Annotated in this window: 13 protein-coding genes and 1 riboswitch; of the genes, 10 read left to right on the top strand and 3 right to left on the bottom strand. The window is 69.7% G+C overall.

Annotated elements, in window-relative coordinates; genetic code table 11:
- Nucleotides 1–161: 161 nt before the first annotated feature.
- Genes ACH34Q_RS22190 through ACH34Q_RS22180 form a run of 3 tightly spaced genes read left to right on the top strand, consistent with a single transcriptional unit; the run spans nt 162 to nt 4945 of the window.
- The gene (locus tag ACH34Q_RS22190) at nt 162–2450 is read left to right on the top strand and encodes a hypothetical protein (protein WP_395984918.1); all 2289 of its coding nucleotides are present in this window, start codon (nt 162–164) and stop codon (nt 2448–2450) included.
- Entirely contained in the window at nt 2450–4270 is a 1821-nt protein-coding gene (locus ACH34Q_RS22185) for an HSP90 family protein (RefSeq protein ID WP_395984917.1), read from the top strand. Before ACH34Q_RS22190 ends, ACH34Q_RS22185 begins: the two co-directional genes overlap by 1 nt.
- A gap of 6 nt (nt 4271–4276) precedes the next feature.
- On the top strand, nt 4277–4945 hold the full coding sequence (locus tag ACH34Q_RS22180; RefSeq protein ID WP_395984916.1) for a hypothetical protein: 669 nt from the start codon (nt 4277–4279) through the stop codon (nt 4943–4945).
- On the opposite strand, the gene ACH34Q_RS22175 is transcribed toward ACH34Q_RS22180, so the two are convergent.
- Nucleotides 4927–5154 carry a hypothetical protein gene (locus ACH34Q_RS22175; RefSeq protein ID WP_395984915.1) on the bottom strand — a complete coding sequence of 76 codons (228 nt, stop codon included), beginning with the start codon at nt 5152–5154 and terminating at the stop codon, nt 4927–4929. The genes ACH34Q_RS22180 and ACH34Q_RS22175 overlap by 19 nt on opposite strands.
- Before the next feature lie 283 nt (nt 5155–5437).
- Between ACH34Q_RS22175 and ACH34Q_RS22170 the strand changes: the two genes are divergently transcribed.
- A complete protein-coding gene (locus ACH34Q_RS22170) occupies nt 5438–6280 on the top strand; it encodes an SGNH/GDSL hydrolase family protein (protein ID WP_395984914.1) in 843 nt (280 codons plus the stop codon).
- A 99-nt stretch (nt 6281–6379) separates the two neighbouring features.
- Here ACH34Q_RS22170 and ACH34Q_RS22165 read toward each other — a convergent pair whose 3' ends face one another.
- On the bottom strand, nt 6380–7033 hold the full coding sequence (locus ACH34Q_RS22165; RefSeq protein ID WP_395984913.1) for a hypothetical protein: 654 nt from the start codon (nt 7031–7033) through the stop codon (nt 6380–6382).
- A gap of 7 nt (nt 7034–7040) precedes the next feature.
- Nucleotides 7041–7201: riboswitch (cyclic di-AMP (ydaO/yuaA leader) on the bottom strand.
- A 452-nt stretch (nt 7202–7653) separates the two neighbouring features.
- The gene (locus ACH34Q_RS22160) at nt 7654–8712 is read right to left on the bottom strand and encodes a hypothetical protein (protein WP_395984912.1); all 1059 of its coding nucleotides are present in this window, start codon (nt 8710–8712) and stop codon (nt 7654–7656) included.
- Nucleotides 8713–8924: 212 nt separating this feature from the next.
- Between ACH34Q_RS22160 and ACH34Q_RS22155 the strand changes: the two genes are divergently transcribed.
- The 6 genes from ACH34Q_RS22155 to ACH34Q_RS22130 all read left to right on the top strand — a co-directional run bounded on the left by ACH34Q_RS22155 (nt 8925) and on the right by ACH34Q_RS22130 (nt 15093).
- Entirely contained in the window at nt 8925–9992 is a 1068-nt protein-coding gene (locus ACH34Q_RS22155) for a hypothetical protein (RefSeq protein ID WP_395984911.1), read from the top strand.
- Between the two features lie 6 nt (nt 9993–9998).
- On the top strand, nt 9999–10673 hold the full coding sequence (locus ACH34Q_RS22150) for a TRM11 family SAM-dependent methyltransferase (RefSeq protein WP_395984910.1): 675 nt from the start codon (nt 9999–10001) through the stop codon (nt 10671–10673).
- Complete coding sequence (locus ACH34Q_RS22145; protein ID WP_395984909.1) at nt 10670–11152, top strand: hypothetical protein; 483 nt, start codon at nt 10670–10672, stop codon at nt 11150–11152. The genes ACH34Q_RS22150 and ACH34Q_RS22145 overlap by 4 nt, the downstream gene beginning before the upstream one ends.
- Nucleotides 11153–11278: 126 nt before the next feature.
- On the top strand, nt 11279–12796 hold the full coding sequence (locus tag ACH34Q_RS22140; protein ID WP_395984908.1) for an RICIN domain-containing protein: 1518 nt from the start codon (nt 11279–11281) through the stop codon (nt 12794–12796).
- A gap of 147 nt (nt 12797–12943) precedes the next feature.
- Nucleotides 12944–14359: a hypothetical protein gene (locus tag ACH34Q_RS22135; RefSeq protein ID WP_395984907.1), complete on the top strand. Its 1416-nt coding sequence runs from the start codon at nt 12944–12946 to the stop codon at nt 14357–14359.
- Between the two features lie 155 nt (nt 14360–14514).
- Nucleotides 14515–15093 carry a dihydrofolate reductase family protein gene (locus ACH34Q_RS22130; protein WP_395984906.1) on the top strand — a complete coding sequence of 193 codons (579 nt, stop codon included), beginning with the start codon at nt 14515–14517 and terminating at the stop codon, nt 15091–15093.
- Nucleotides 15094–15103: the final 10 nt, after the last annotated feature.

Below are 15103 nucleotides of genomic sequence, written 5' to 3'. Positions count from 1 at the left end.
GCGGGTCCCGGGACCCAGGTTCCGGCCCTGGATCGGGTGCCGGCGTTCGGCTCGGCGAACCGTTCGTGGGGGCTTCGCGTCCGAAGGTGGACGGTCGCTCCGGGACGGCGCCATGGTCGCCCTTGGCGACGGCGATCCGTCCGACCCGAGGGATGGGACCCATGCTCGACGCGCAGGAGATCCTGCGGCGCATCGACGCCGCCTATGACCTGGAACCGGAGAAGTCGCTCAGCGATCACGGCGTCTACTTCGCGGCGATGGCCGACTGCCTCGCCCAGGCCGAGGCGCTGGGCGACGCCGATGTGCTGATGTACGCCCGGCTCGGCTACGCCTACGCGCTACGCGAGAAGCACGAAGGCACGATGCGCGCGATCACCGGGGAGTGGCTGGGCGTCCTGCGCACATGCCTGCTGGCCTGGCACGCCGAACCCGGCCGGTACGACCCCAGGTACGTGAGGTTGCTCTGGTACCGCCTCCTCGACCTGGTGGGCTTCTACATCCAACTCTTTCCCGATCCCGGCGACCGGGTACTGCGGCTCGCCGACGAGCTGGGGCGGTACGCACCGTCCGCCCTGCCCTGGGTGCCGTACGAGCTGGACAGGGCCCGGATGATGGTGGCGGCGCGGCGCGGTGACGCCGCCGGGACCGAGCGGATCTGGCGGTCGCTGCGGGCGCGGGAGATGCCGAAGGGGCGCTTCTACCAGGACCGCATCCTGGCCGAGGACGCCAAGATATGGGCCTGGTTCGGCCGGGACGACCTGGCCGTCGAGTCGCTGGCGCCGGTCCTGGCCGGGCAGGTCCCGCTGACGGACGGTGTCCCGGTCGAGTACCAGCTGATCGTCCCGTACCTGCGGCTGGGACGGATCGACGAGGCCGTCGCGATCCACGAGCGCTCCTGGGACCTGCCCGGGCAGAAGGTGGAGCCCGTCCTGGCCCACCTGGAGTTCTGTCTGCTCACCGGCAACGAGGAGCGCGGCCTCCAGGTGCTGCACCACAGTTTCCTGCAGGTCGGCGGCCGGGCAGGCGGATCGCTCCACGGGATGGTGGTGGCGGCGCTGGGGGCGGCGCTGTGCCGCCGGGTCCTGGCGCGCGGGCTGGACCGCGAGTGGCTGCGGGACTGCGACTGCGGCGACCCCGACTGCGCCGATGTCACGCTCTACACCTATGCGGCGCTGGAACGGGACCTGTACTGGGACGCCGTCAATACCGCCGAGGAGCTGGACGAGATGGACGGGGCCTCGTTCCAGTCCGAGCGGGTACGCGCGCTGCTGGCGCTGGAGCCGGTCGCGCACGTCGAGCTGCCGTCGCGTCCGGTCGTACCGCCTGCCTTCCCGCATCCGGCGGCACATCTGCCCGCCACCGGAGCCGGCGAGCTGACCGCGGCGCTGGACGGCGCGATCGCCGCGCCGTCGAGCCGGCGCCGTGTCGCTCTGCTCCAGCGGATCACGCACAACGCCCTGCTCGCGGCCCTGCCACTGACGGCGGGCACGGCCCGGACGGCGATGCTGGACGATCTGGCCCGCGAGGACTGGGACGGGTGGCGGTTCGAGCTGGCCCGGAACCTGCTGGAGCTGTTCCGGCTGCACGACGCCCGCCCGGCGCTGCTCGGCGCCGACCGGCTCGACCGGATGTGGCGGGTCGTCCCGACGACGTTCGACCGCGTCCTGGACCGCCCCGGCCTGCACCTGGCCCAGGTGTACGAGCTGCTCGATCTGCTGGACCGCCACCGCCGTCCGGGCACCGACGACGAGCATCACCTCCGCTGGTATCGCGGTGCGTTCCGTACGCGCGGCGGGGACCGGGACGGGGCGCGGAGGGCCTGGGAGTCCTTCGACGCGCTGCCGCCCCACGACCGCTACCGCGCGCCCGACCAGATACGCCGCCGTGTCCGCCTGCACCTCGACCTTGGCGACGACACCGCCGCACTCGCCGCCGACCCGGGCGATAGCGACCTGCTGCTCATCCCGTACCTGCGCACGGGTCGCCCCGACTTGGCCCGTACCGTCCACGAACGCACCCGCGAGACCGCCTCGAGCGCCGCCGCCGTCACCGAGCACCTCCGCTACTGCATCGCCGTCGGCGCCCTCGGCGACGCCGTCGACATGATCCAGCGCAACCTGCCCCTCTACCACCTGCTGTACGACGACAACGATCCGACGTTCGACCACATGCGCGCCCACGCCGCGGCCACGCTCGTCTCCGAGGCGATGGTGGCCGCGGGCCGCGACACCACGTGGATCTGGCCCGGGGACGACTGCGACCCGCCCTGCCCGCCCGAGGAAGGCTGGAGCTACGCCCGCTTCGCCGACGGCACCCGCCCCTCCCTGCTGGCGCACGCCCGCCGCTGGGAGTCGCTGCTGGGCACCGATCTGCACACGCGCGCCGTGTTCGCCCTGGCCGGTGGCGACCGGAACGAACCGTGCGAAAGCCCGTTGCGTCCGACGAGGTGATGAATGATCAGGAGAGAGTCGCGGACGAGCATGGTTTCCGGGTCGACCTGCGCGGGATCGTCGACCTGCTGAGCCGGCACCTGTACAGCAGCCCCCGCGTCTACGTGCGGGAACTGCTGCAGAACGCGGTCGACGCGATCACCGCGCGAGCCACGGTGGAGGGTTCGGTGGTGGAGGGCACGGTGGTGGAGGGCACGGTGGTGGAGGGCACGGTGGAGGGTGCCGTGATCCGGATCGAGACCGGCGACGCGCTGCGGGTGCACGACCCGGGCATCGGGCTGACCGAGGAGCAGGTGCACGAGCTGCTGGCGACGATCGGGCGGTCGTCCAAGCGGGACGAACTGGGGTTCTCGCGGAGCGACTTCCTCGGCCAGTTCGGGATCGGGCTGCTGTCCTGCTTCCTGGTCGCCGATGAGATCGAGGTACTGACGCGGAGTGCCACCGGCGGGCACGCCGTCCGCTGGCGCGGCCACGCCGAGGGGCGCTACACCGTCGAGAGGTCCGAGCGGAACGAGCCCGGCACGACCGTCACCTTGCGGCCCCGGCGTGACCTCGGGCACTGGCTGGAGGAGTCGACCGTCCGGGAGCTGGTCCGGCACTACGGGTCCTACCTGCCGTACGAGGTCCGGCTCAACGACGTCCGGATCGACGACGGCGACCCGCCGTGGGAGACCCGGCACGACGGTCCCGGCGCGCGCCGGGACGCCCTGCTCCGGCACGGGACGACCGTGCTCGGCACGGTTCCGTTCGACGCGATCGACCTGGACGTACCCGAGGCGGGGCTGCGCGGCGTCGCGTACGTGCTGCCACGCGAGACCAATCCGAGCGACCCGCCCAAGCACCGGGTGTACCTGCGCCGGATGCTGGTCGGCGACCGGGTCGAAAAGGTGCTCCCGGACTGGGCGTTCTTCGTGCGGTGCGTGGTGGACGCGACGGAGCTGCGGCCCACCGCCAGCCGCGAGCAGCTCTACGACGACGGCCTGCTGACCACTGTGCGGGACCGGCTCGGCGAGCAGATCCGGGGCTGGCTGGTGCGGACCTCGGTGACCGAGCCGGAGCGGCTGCGCGCGTTCCTGGACGTCCACTACCGGGGCGTGCTGGCGCTGGCGGTGCACGACGTCGAGATGCTGCGGATCGTGGACGAATGGATCCCGTTCGACACCGGCGAGGGCCAGATGCCGCTCACGCGGTTCCGGGCACGGCACCGCGACATCCGGTACACGCTGAACGTCGAGGAGTTCCAGCAGTACGCGGGCATCGCCGCCGCGCAGGGCATCGGGCTCGTGAACGGCGGCTACACGTACTACACCCAGGTGCTGCAGCGGCTGCGGCTGCTCGACCCGGAGCTGGTCGTGCGGCGGCTCGACCCGGCGGACCTGGCGACCCGGTTCGACCGGGTGGACTCGACCGTGGAGTTCGCGGCGCGGGACTTCCTGGCCGTCGCGGAACGGACGCTGAAGGCCCGTGGGTGCGTCCCGGCGCTGCGGTCGTTCGCTCCTACGGAGCTGCCGGTGCTGTTCCTGGCCGGCGGCGGCCCGTCGCTCGATCCGCCACCCGCCGACAGCGTCTGGGCCGAGTTCACCGAGGAACCCGCCGAGCAGGTCGGGCGGACCGGTCCGACCCTGGTGTTCAACCACCGCAACCCGCTGGTCGCCCGGCTCACGACGACGGCCCGCGAGTCCGTCGTGGCCCTCGCCGTCGAGGCGATGTACGGCTACGCGCTGCTCACCGGGCGGCGGGCGGCGGGCCCGGCGGACGTGGCGGCGATGAACCGCGCGTTCCTCGGCCTCGTGGAGCACGCCGTCGAGTCGGAGGGCTGAGCACCGATGGGCACGATCCTGGGCAGGCTCCGGGCGCTGCGCGCCGGCCGCGAGCCGACCGTCGTCGGTTCCGCCGTGCTGCGCGGCGGCCTGGTGCTCGGTACGACCCTGCTCGGGTTCGCGCTCGCTGCGGCCGGCAGCCTGTGGTGGAGCACGACGGCCGCAGCTCTGATCACCGTCCCCGTGATGAGCGCAGCGCTGGTGGCGCTGCTGTGGCTGTACGGGACGCGGCGGCCACTGCGCTTCAAGGGCGTGCCGCTGGCCCTCGGCGTTCTGGCGATGTTCGGCCTCTTCTTCGTCGGTGTCGTGGCCGCGCCGAGCGTCGCGATGACGCTGGTCGGCGTCGACGCCGAGGCGGTCGTGGAGCGGACCTGGACGACGGGGGGCCGTGGCCCCAAGAACCACCATTGCACGCTCCGCCTGCCCGACGGCCGCACGATCCCGCGCGAATTCGCGGCCGACTGCCAGGGGTACGAGCGCGGGGACGGCATCCGGATCGTCCACGATCCGCAGGGACGCTTCGCGCCGGTCCGCGGCCCCAAGGCGGACCTGCCCGCGGTGGGACAGAGCCAGGTGGTGGCGGTCGCCGGGCTCGTGCTGCTGGTCTCGATCATGATCGGGAGCGTGCCCGAACGGGGTCGCGCCCGCCGGAGCCGTCAGCGCGGACCGCGCTGAGACCCTCCGTTGCCCTGGGCCGCCTTCTTGCGATTCAGGTAGAAGAGGACGCCGCCCGCCACGAATGCCGCGAGAGCGTACATGAGGTTGGTGCCGGCCCCGGAGGGGTCGATCATCGCGAGGACGATGAACGCGACACCTATCACCCCGGCAAGGCCCACGTAGACCATGTTGTAGGCACTCCACGCCTTGTCCGTCCTGTTCCCCATGACCGATCCCTTCTGTCGACTTCCAAAAAGACAGTAGCGTCTGTCAGAGATGGGTGCGGTGAACGGGGGCGGTATCGAGGGTGAAGAAGGCGTGACCGTGCCGAGGCCGCCGCCGGCCACGCGGCCGATCCACAGAGACCGGGCCACATGGACCGGGCCACAGAGTCCAGGTCGCATGGATCAAGCCAAATAGACACGAGTGTCTGCTAGATTCGGCGGCGATGGGCGACCGCCGTCCGGCCACCGGACGGCGCGCACTCGCACCGAGCACTCTGGAGCTGGGATGCGCCTGTTCAAGACGATGGCCACAGTGGTCACCGCGATGGTGGCGACGAGCTTGACGGGTCCGGCCGCCGCGGCGACCACCCCGGAGTACTACCTCGCGCTCGGCGACTCGTTGTCCGTGGGCGCGCAGTTCGGACTAGGCGAAACCGACCAGGGCTACACGGACCGCCTGCATGCCGCACTGACGGCACGCCAGCCCCGGCTGAAACTGGTGAAACTCGGCTGTGGTGGGGAGACCACCACGACGATGCTCAAAGGGGGCATCTGCCGGTACGCGGCCGGCTCCCAACTGGCCGCCGCCGAGTCCTTCCTGAAGTCGCACGCCGGCCGGGTCCGGTACGTCACCTTGAACATCGGAGCCAATGACACCAACACCTGCCTGCCCGGCGGTGGCATCGACGCGGGCTGCGCGCTGGAAGGCATCGGCTCCATGATCGCCAACCTGCCGCAGATCACCGCGCGGGTGCGGCTGGCCGGGGGCGGCACCCCGGTCTACGCCGCGATGAACTACTACAACCCCGGCCTGGCGTCCTGGGTGGCGAACCCCGGCGGAAAAGCGGCCGCGCTCGCCTCGATACCGGTCGTCGACGTCTTCAACACTTACGAGCACGCCGTCTACCTCGCCGGCGGGTTCAGGGTCGCCGACGTCAACGGCGCCTTCGCCGGCCACGACCTGACCACGAAGGTGACGGTGCCTCCGTACGGCACCGTTCCCCTGGCCGTGGCCCGGATCTGCACATGGACGTCCCAGTGCAGCGACAACGACGGCCATGCGACCCCGGCGGGCTACCGGCAGATCGCCGGGGCCTTTTTGAAGGTCCTCCCCGCCGACGTCAGGTGAACGGCCGCGACGACGGGCCGGAGCACGCGACGACGCTCCGGCCTGCACAGCGAAACGCCTGGCCGGGACGTCCCGGCCAGGCGCTCTGTCACCGTCTCCTCACAGCTTCTTCGGCCGGTACGCCGTGTACTCGCTACCGGACGACAGTCCGTAGTCGCGCGTCCGGTGGTCGGTGCCGTACCTGCCGCGCTGTTCGTAGGCCCAGTAGGACGTGCGGTCCTCGTCGGCCCATTTCTCGAAGATGACGACATGCCGGGTCGTGTTGGTGCCCTCGGCGTCCATGACGAGGTCACCCTTCTTCAGTTCGGACATCTTGATGCGCTCGGTGTACCGCGACGCCGTCAGGCCCACGGTGTTCGGGCCGGGCTTGGGCAGGTCGAGCGCCATCGCCACGTAGCCGGAGCAGTCGGTCCGGTAGCCGTCGTGGTAGTCGGTCTGGCTGTAGGGGACCCTCCGGTCGGTGTGCGGATCCCAGGTCTTGGCCCGGGTGATCACGTCGGAGCGGTCGTCGCGCGCACCGTCCGCCTCCCTCCCGGTGTCCGACTTCCCGGTGTCCGACTTCGTGGAGTCCGGCTTCTTCGCGGACTCCTTCGCGGAGAGCGTCGATGCGGCGGCGGCCCGGTCCGCACTGCCCGGCTCCGAGGACTGGACCGAAGCGTGGGCGGTCGTCGCCACCACGCCGGCCAAGGCGAGGCCGGCCAGTGCGCCGACGGCCTTGGGGTTCACGCGGTTCTTGCTGTGCTTGCCTTTCAAGGGGACTCCTTGGCTTCCAAGACGCCTGCCGGGTTAGCTGACGGGTTCGGACGTGGAAGTCGCCCTACGGCCTGGAACAGGCCGACTCACCCCTGTGCGGACGTTCGGAGTCCGGCACGTCGTGGGTCCCCGGCTCCGCCTTGACGGCGGACTCGGCGTTGCCGCTGCGATCGTTGGGCACTGGGCCCGTCCACGGGACTCTGGTGTCCCGTGCGCGAAAGAGCGGCGCTGATGGGGTTGTGCGGCCATGCGAGGGCCGCGTGCTCTGAGAGCGGTTGCCGGCGCGCTCGGGCCCCGCACGCCGTGGCGTGCGCATGGGAAGGCCTGACGATCGGGTCTCGGAGAGACCGGGCGCGGCAGGAAGGATGCGGGGTGACGCGTGGGTCGCGCCCCCGTCTCACCCGACGGTGTCAGGTGAGGTCATCGCGCCTCTTGGGGCATATAGGACCAAAGCGCCTGGCGGGCGCTTTGGTGGCCGACAAGCTACTCCGAACGTCGATAGAAGGCAAACTCGTACAAAATCAATATCGCCGCAGGTCAAGACCGCGCCATCAGGTGCCGGAGGTGCCGGTGGACTCCAGAGACGACGCGAGCGCCTGCACGTGTACGCGGACGGGCCGTCAGGGAGAGGAGAGCAACAGGGGCGAATCGATCCGCGTACTCCCCGCCAGCCAGATCCGTCCACTCGGCGCGACGGAGACGTCGTGGGTCCATGTCTCGACCGGGGTGGTGAACGTCTGCCAGCCGCCGCCCGCGTACCGCAGCAGCGGCGCGCGACCGTACTGCCTCGGTCGGATGACGGCCACGAGCGGGTTGCCGTCCTTGTCCAGTCTCACCTTCACGCCGTGGCCGTCCAGGGTGCCGGCGGGGGCCGCGGTCCACGTCGTTCCGTTCCAGCGGTACAGGGTGTCCCAGGCGAGCGCCCAGACCGTGCCGCCCTCGGCGGGCGCGACGCTGGTGACGCACGTGGCGGTGGGGAGCGGGGGCAGCACCGTCCAGCTGGAGCCGTTCCAACCGAGGGCCACCGATTCGCTGCTTCCGGTGTCGGGGTTGGAGCGGCAACCTCCGGTCCAGGCATCGGTGGCGCTGCGCCCCTGCAGGTCCCCGACCCCGTGCCACAACCGGCCGGCGACGGGGTCCGCCACCCAGGCGTCGCCGACCCGCCGGAACAGCGCGGGCAGGACCGTGTTGCCAGGGCCCGGTACCTGGATCTGGATCCACACCCCGGCCGGATTAGCCCACAGGCGGGTGTCGTAGTCGAGGATGCCGTCGGGCGGCGGGGCGACGGGCTGGAACGCGGTGCCGTCGAACCGCGCCAGGTAGAGGCGCTCCCCATCTTGAAGGCCCCACACCCAGACCTCGGTGCCGTACGCGACGACCTTTGAGATGCCGCCGTTGCCGGACCAGCCCCTGAGCGGATACTCCTTCCACTGCGACCCCATCCGGCGGCGCACCACCGGGTTGCCGGTGTTGTCGCCGATGTATCCCTGGCCTCCAGCGACCCATGCCTCGGTGTCGGAGACGGCGGCGACGCTGCCGGTCCACGCCCTGGGCCACAGGAACGGCAGCGGGACGTCCTTCAGCGTGGCGGGCGGGGGCGCGGCGTGCACGGCGGACACGGGGGCCAGGGCGATGAACGCGATGGCCGCGGCGGCCAGCCGGGCGGGGAGTGACCTCATGGCGAACATCATCCGAACGAGTGCCATAAGAACGCCAGTGTTCACTGGGAAAATCAGGACCGATCCCGTGTCCGCTTGTGGCCGCCGCCTACGCTCACCTGACATCGGCACGCCCCTGAGGCGGCGAGCGGGGTGTCCCGGTTCGAGGTCGCGAGATCGCGCCTCGATCCACCGACTCCGCTGCTCATAGCCACGGCGCCTATGATCCAGGAATGTTCAGCGATCTCGGGGCGCGGTTTCCCGGTGTGCCGGTGGAACACCGGTCGGTGCCCGAGAGGCACGTGGTGCAGCGCATCGGCGGGATGGACCGGGCCGTCGCGCAGCCCGTCACGTTCACCCCCTTCGCGTCGGCTCGACCGTGTTCGGCACGGTGCGTGTTCTGCTCGGAGACCCTGCGCCATGTCGACGCCTCCCGGCTCTCGGCCTCGCTGCGGCCCGCTTCGGACTATCACGATGGGTTGCGCACCGCACTGGCCGACCTGCGCGGCCTCCCCCTGGGCGTCTCCCTGTCGGGTTTGGAGGCGACCGACGATCCGGACTGGCTCGAGGCCACGGTCGCCGCGCTCACCGACCATGCGCACGCGGGCGGGATACTGACCGAGAGGGTGCTGTACAGCAACACGGCGGGGCTTTCCAGAGAGACGCACGGGGCGCGCCTGATCCCGTTGCTCCGCGACTTCGGGCTCGACCGGATCGAAGTCTCGCGCCACCACTTCGAAGCAGGGCCCAATGGCGCGATCATGCGATTCCGCCGCGGCCAGGCCGTCGCCGATCAGAACGTCTTCGAGGAAACGGTCAAAGAGGCGTCCTCGGCGATGCACGTCCGTCTGGTGTGCGTCATCCAGAAGGCCGGGATCGCCGATGCGGCGGCCGTTCACGGCTATCTCGACTGGGCGCACCGGACGCTCGGAGTGACCGATGTCGTGTTCCGCGAACTGTCGCGGCTGCCCGCCGACGAGTACCGCCCCAACACCACCTACCGCACGATCGAACGGGACCGCGTTCCGATCGAACACCTCGTTGACGCGGTGTGGCCGGTCGGAGCCGACCCGGTCGGCGAGTTCACGCCGTCGCGGGGCACCGCCGGTTACTACTACCGGAACGTGGTGCTGCGGTGGCGGAACACCGTGGAGGTCACGTTCGAGACCTCCGACTACGCGGTGATGAAGGACGCCCATCACTCCGATGTCGTCTACAAGCTGATCTACCACGCGAACGGGAACCTCTGCGCCGACTGGGATCCCGAGACCGCCGTGCTGCTCCGTACGGGAGCGCGGTGAATCGCGATGACACGGAGCTGGCGATATCTGGCCGCCGAGGAGGCCGGGTTCACCGGCGCTGAGACCGCCCCGGACCAGGGCTGGGTCGCGCAGATGCGGCCCCTGGTCACCGAACTTTCACAGCCCGGCGATGTGGTGCTGGATCCGTTCGCGGGCTGGGGCACCACGCTCGTCGCGTGCGCGGCCGAAGGCAGGCGCGGTGTCGGATTGGAGATCTCCGAAGCGCGGGTGGCGGCCGCCCGGCGGCGGTTGGCGCGGTGCCCGCAGGCGACACCGCAGGTGATGGTGTGCGCGGATTCGCGCACTCCCCCGTTGCGGGACGGAACGGCCGACCTGTGCCTGACCAACCTGCCGTATTTCGGGGGCGGAATGGAAGCGGACTCCAGCACTGACGGACAGTTGTACACGCGGCTCGACTATGCGGAATATCTGTCGGAAGTGGACCGCGTGTTCGCCGCGTTGCGGCGCGTTGTACGGCCCGGCGGGTACCTGGTGGTCGCCGCCGAGAATCTGCGCCTGAGCAGTGGCTTCGTGCCACAGGCCTGGGATGTGGCGCGATTGCTCGGACGGCATTTCACCCTGGGCGATGAGCGGATCCTGTGCTACGACAAGAAATCGCGAAGCAGTGACCCGCTGATGAGCAACCGCGCACACGAATATCTCCTGGTGGCGCAGCGGTGACAACGGTCCCGCCGGGCGAACAGGTCTATGTGGACGCGCTGCGCACGCTGCGCGAGCACGGGATCGCCTTCGTGGTGATCGGGAGTTTCGGACTCCGGCTCCACCTCGGCGAGCGGCTCGAGGGGGTCACGGGCAGGCCGCCCGCCGACTGCGACATCGTCGTCCCCGGCGACCGGGCGACGCTACTGGGCTTCGTCGAGGCCCTGCCGGAGTGGCGGGTGTGGTCATGGCGAGACCCGGTACCGCCGCTTCCCGAGGACATCGCCGGCCGGTTCTACCTGCGAGCACGGCGCGGCGGGCTGATCCTGGACGCCACCTACGAACCGCTCGGCGTGACCTGGCCCGAGTTGCGGGACACGGCGATCGAGCGGACCGGGATTCCGGTCGCCACGATCGAGAGCATCGTGAAGACCCTGGCCGTCCGTGGCGGCGAGCGGGATCGCCGGATCATCGACCGGCTCCGCGACCTCGAGCCATGACGTCGCGCCCGAGCCGGGAGGCATAGGGGTGTCACCGTGCCGGTAGTGACGCGGCCCCGCCCGTCCATGGTTACTAATTGAATCGACTCAACTACTGATGGTTATCCCACAGTGAGGGTGAGGCCCATGCCGCTCCGCACCGCCGGCACCCCGTCCGCGCTGTTCGGCACTGCCGTGCTGGGCTCCGCGCTGATCAGCCCTGCCGTCCTCGGCGTTCCGCCCCGGCCGGCGGCCGCCCCGCCGCGACCGCGGATCGCGGCCGTCGGCGGGGCCGGCGCCGCGGCCGTCACGATCACCAATGGAACGCGGTTCATCGGTGCCGGCGGCAAGGTCGTGCACGCACACGCCGGCGGCATGATCAAGGTGGGCGGCCATTACTACTGGTTCGGCCAGAACGCGCACTCCACCAACCGCTTCCGGTTCATCTCGGTGTACCGCTCGGCCGACCTGCGTACCTGGCGGTTCCGCAACCACGTGCTGACCCAGGCCTCGGCCGACGAACTGAACGTGGCCGGCCTCTGGCGGCCCAAGGTCATCTACAACGCCCGCACCAGGCGGTACGTGCTGTGGATGCGCAAGGAGAAGAAGGAGGGTGACTTCCGCCAGGGCCGGGTCGCGGTCGCCACCTCCGCCACGGTGGACGGCGACTACACCTACCGGGGCAGCTTCCGGCCCCTCGGCGTCAAATCCTTCGACATGAGCGTGTTCCGTGACGACGACGGCAGGGCCTACCTGATCTCAACGACCAATGATCAGAAGGATCTCACCATCTTCCGCCTGACCTCCGATTACCGCAGGCCCGCCGCCAGGGTGGCCACCCTGCGCGGCGTCGGGCGGGAGGCGGCGTCGATGTTCAAACGCGACGGGGTCTACTTCATCGTTTCCTCGGGCGTCACCGGCTGGCAGCCCAACCAGGCCAAGTACACCAGTGCCCGACGTATCACCGGGCCCTGGAGCCGCCATTCCAACATCGGCGACAGCATCGCCTACGGTTCGCAGGCCGCCTCCGTCCTTCCGGTGCAGGGCAGCACCACGACCTCCTACCTGTACATGGGCGATCGGAACGCCAACGCCTGGGGCGGCCGGATCAACGGCTCCGAGTACGTCTGGCTGCCGCTGCGGTTCCCCTCCCGCCGGTCGGTGTCGATGCGCTGGTATCCGCGGGTCTCGATCAACACCGCGACCGGCGTGGTGCGCGGTGTCGGCTCGGGTCACGCCTACGAGGTACTGCGCGCGCGGCACAGCGGCAAATGCCTGGCCGTGCGATGGTCCTCCAAGGCCGACGGGGCGGGGACGGCACAGCAGCCCTGCGGAACCTCCGCGAGCTCGAACCAGCACTGGCAAGCGCTCGGGCTGGGAAACGGCTACCACCGGCTCGTCGCCAGGCACAGCCACAAGTGCCTCACCGTGCCTTCATCGTCGACCGCCGACGGAGTACGGGTGACGCAGCGGACCTGCGGCACGGGCGCCGCTCAGCAGTGGCGGCTCACCCGGATCGACGGCTACTACCGGATCACGGCCCGGCACAGCGGCAAATGCCTGGACATCCGTCACGGAAGCACCGCGGCCGGCGTGCGGGCCATCCAGTACCGCTGCCGCGGCAGCGCCAACCAGCAGTGGCGCCGGGCGGGCGCACCCTACTGAACCTGCCCCAGCGTCCGAACCTGCCCCAACGTCTGAAACCTGCTCCAACGTCCATTCCAGGAGTGCGGCAACAGCGAAGACGGTGGCCACTCGCGCCACATATGCGACCGACCGATCAGAGTCACCATCTCGCATGGACGGGGGATCATGCATCACACCTTCAGGCGTTCAGGCACCCTCAAGCGTTCAGGCACCTTCAGGCGTTCAGTGCCCGTCACCGTTCTCCTTATCGCCGCTCTGGTGGCCGCCACGCCTATGCGGCCGACCGTGGCATCCGCGGCGAAGGCCCCGCTACACGTCTGGGTTCATCCCGGCGACAAGGTGGCCATCCAGCCGACGGTCTTCGGCGTGAACAATGAATGGCGCCAGGTCACCAGCGCCGAGTTCCCGGCCTTCAACGCCGGACTCCACAGTTTCGGATACCGGCTGCTGCGTTTCCCGGGCGGCTGGGAATCGGAACACTACGATTGGGCGACCAACACCACCCCGGGCTGGAGTAAATCACCGGCACAGCCCGGCGCGAACGTGCGGCAGGCGAAGAGGGCGGGCGTCAAGGCGGCGTTCGTGGTCAGAACGGCGCCCTATGTCGGCGATCCGACCGCGGCCAATCTGAACATGCTGAAGAACCAGGCCCGCCGCCTGGTGCGCGCGCATGGCGACACGGTCAAGCACTGGCTGGTGGGAAATGAATGGTGGCTCCAGTGGGGCGGCGACAGGGGCGAGAAGCTTCGCAGATACGCGACGGTGGCACGGGCCATCGCGCGAGAGATGAAGGCCGCCAACCGAACGATCAACGTGTACGTGACCGGCGACTGGACGGCCCCATGGGAGTTCACCTGGATGAAGAACATGTTCACCGCCACATCCGCCTGGCGTGACGTCGATGGCGTGGACCTGCACATCTACGCGGGAGACGACGGCACGGCCACGGATTACCGCAACATCCCGCGCAATCTTCGGGCCATCAGGTCGAGAACCGGAAAGTCGAAGATCTTCGCCTCGGAGTGGGCGGCCACCAAGGCCAACTCCGTCGGCAACAAGAGAGCCTTGCGATCGGTGAACAACATGGTCGTCATCATGCACTCGATGATCCGAGCCGGGGTGACGTCCATGGCCTACTGGCCGGCGCCTGACATCGCGCAGGGAATCGGCCTTCTTCGCGAGGTGCGCAGCGGGGTCTATCACGAACTGCCGCACGGTCAGGCATTCAGGTGGATGGCCAAGGGGATGGCGGGATACTCGGTCGCGACCACCGGCAGCCCGGCCACGGTCGCCTCACAGCGCACTCGCAACAAGACCATCACGGTGCTGATCCCGTCGAAGGCGACGTTCAACCAGCCGATCACCGTACATTTCGCCAATACGGACGTGACCGAGGTCCTGTCCGGACACGCCATGTGGATGAAGGACCCGAACGCGATCAGGCAGGCGGCGAACATCACCGGAATCCGGATCACCGACTTCGACGGGGCGAACGACACCGTGACCGTGACCGCCAACCCCGGAAGTGCCGGACGGGGAAGCAGCCACGAGCTCATCAGGCTCGTCGTCGGGTACCGGTGACTTCTCCGCATCGGGTCCGTGGCGTCGCCGAGCCCCTCGGCCCTTCGGGTGACCGGTGTCCAGGAGTCCACGAGCGATGAGTCCCGCCGTGCTCGCCGGTCTGTATCCCCGACACGATCTGTATCCGACACGATCAAGCACTCGAGGAGAGCATCATGACCGCCACCTACACGTTCGACGTCTTTTCCAGCCTTGACGGCTTCGGCGGCGCCGGTGGCGACTGGACCGGCTACTGGGGCAAGCAGGGCCCTGAGCTCCTCGACCACCGCCTCGCCCTGTACGGCGAGGAGCAGCGGATGGTCTTCGGGGCCACCACGTATCGCGCGTTCACGCAGATGCTGGCCTCGAGCACCGAGGATTCCGACGTACGTGACCCATGGGTCACACGGATGGTGAACCTGCCGGCGACGGTGGTGTCGACGACGCTCGAAGGCCCTCTCGACTGGCCGGACGCGACTCTCGTGGGCGGTGACGCCATCGACGTCGTCGCCCGGCTCAAGGAGGAGTCCGAGGTGCCGCTGCGCTCGCACGGCAGCCTGTCGATGAACCGGGCGCTGATGGCCGCCGGCCTGGTCGACCGCGTCCAGGTCACGCTCTTCCCCGTGATCACCGGACGGAGCGGGGAGGACCCGATCTTCCAGGGCGCGGCCGACTTCGACCTCGAACTGATCGAGCACCGGACGCTCGACGGCCGCACCCAGGAGCTCGTCTACCGGCCCACCCTGCACGCCTGAGTCCCGCTCG

Origin of the sequence: Actinomadura sp. 9N407, assembly GCF_044326315.1 — a bacterium.
Taxonomy (GTDB): Bacteria; Actinomycetota; Actinomycetes; order Streptosporangiales; family Streptosporangiaceae; genus Spirillospora.
This window is presented reverse-complemented; position numbering and strand designations above follow the sequence as displayed.

Excerpts from the sequence above, each read along its gene's own strand:
- ACH34Q_RS22190 (WP_395984918.1), top strand. The coding sequence starts at position 162 with ATGCTCGACGCGCAGGAGATCCTGCGGCGCATCGACGCCGCCTATGAC.
- ACH34Q_RS22185 (WP_395984917.1), top strand. The coding sequence starts at position 2,450 with ATGAATGATCAGGAGAGAGTCGCGGACGAGCATGGTTTCCGGGTCGAC.
- ACH34Q_RS22180 (WP_395984916.1), top strand. The coding sequence starts at position 4,277 with ATGGGCACGATCCTGGGCAGGCTCCGGGCGCTGCGCGCCGGCCGCGAG.
- ACH34Q_RS22175 (WP_395984915.1), bottom strand. The coding sequence starts at position 5,154 with ATGGGGAACAGGACGGACAAGGCGTGGAGTGCCTACAACATGGTCTAC.
- ACH34Q_RS22170 (WP_395984914.1), top strand. The coding sequence starts at position 5,438 with ATGCGCCTGTTCAAGACGATGGCCACAGTGGTCACCGCGATGGTGGCG.
- ACH34Q_RS22160 (WP_395984912.1), bottom strand. The coding sequence starts at position 8,712 with ATGAGGTCACTCCCCGCCCGGCTGGCCGCCGCGGCCATCGCGTTCATC.
- ACH34Q_RS22155 (WP_395984911.1), top strand. The coding sequence starts at position 8,925 with ATGTTCAGCGATCTCGGGGCGCGGTTTCCCGGTGTGCCGGTGGAACAC.
- ACH34Q_RS22150 (WP_395984910.1), top strand. The coding sequence starts at position 9,999 with ATGACACGGAGCTGGCGATATCTGGCCGCCGAGGAGGCCGGGTTCACC.
- ACH34Q_RS22140 (WP_395984908.1), top strand. The coding sequence starts at position 11,279 with ATGCCGCTCCGCACCGCCGGCACCCCGTCCGCGCTGTTCGGCACTGCC.
- ACH34Q_RS22135 (WP_395984907.1), top strand. The coding sequence starts at position 12,944 with ATGCATCACACCTTCAGGCGTTCAGGCACCCTCAAGCGTTCAGGCACC.
- ACH34Q_RS22130 (WP_395984906.1), top strand. The coding sequence starts at position 14,515 with ATGACCGCCACCTACACGTTCGACGTCTTTTCCAGCCTTGACGGCTTC.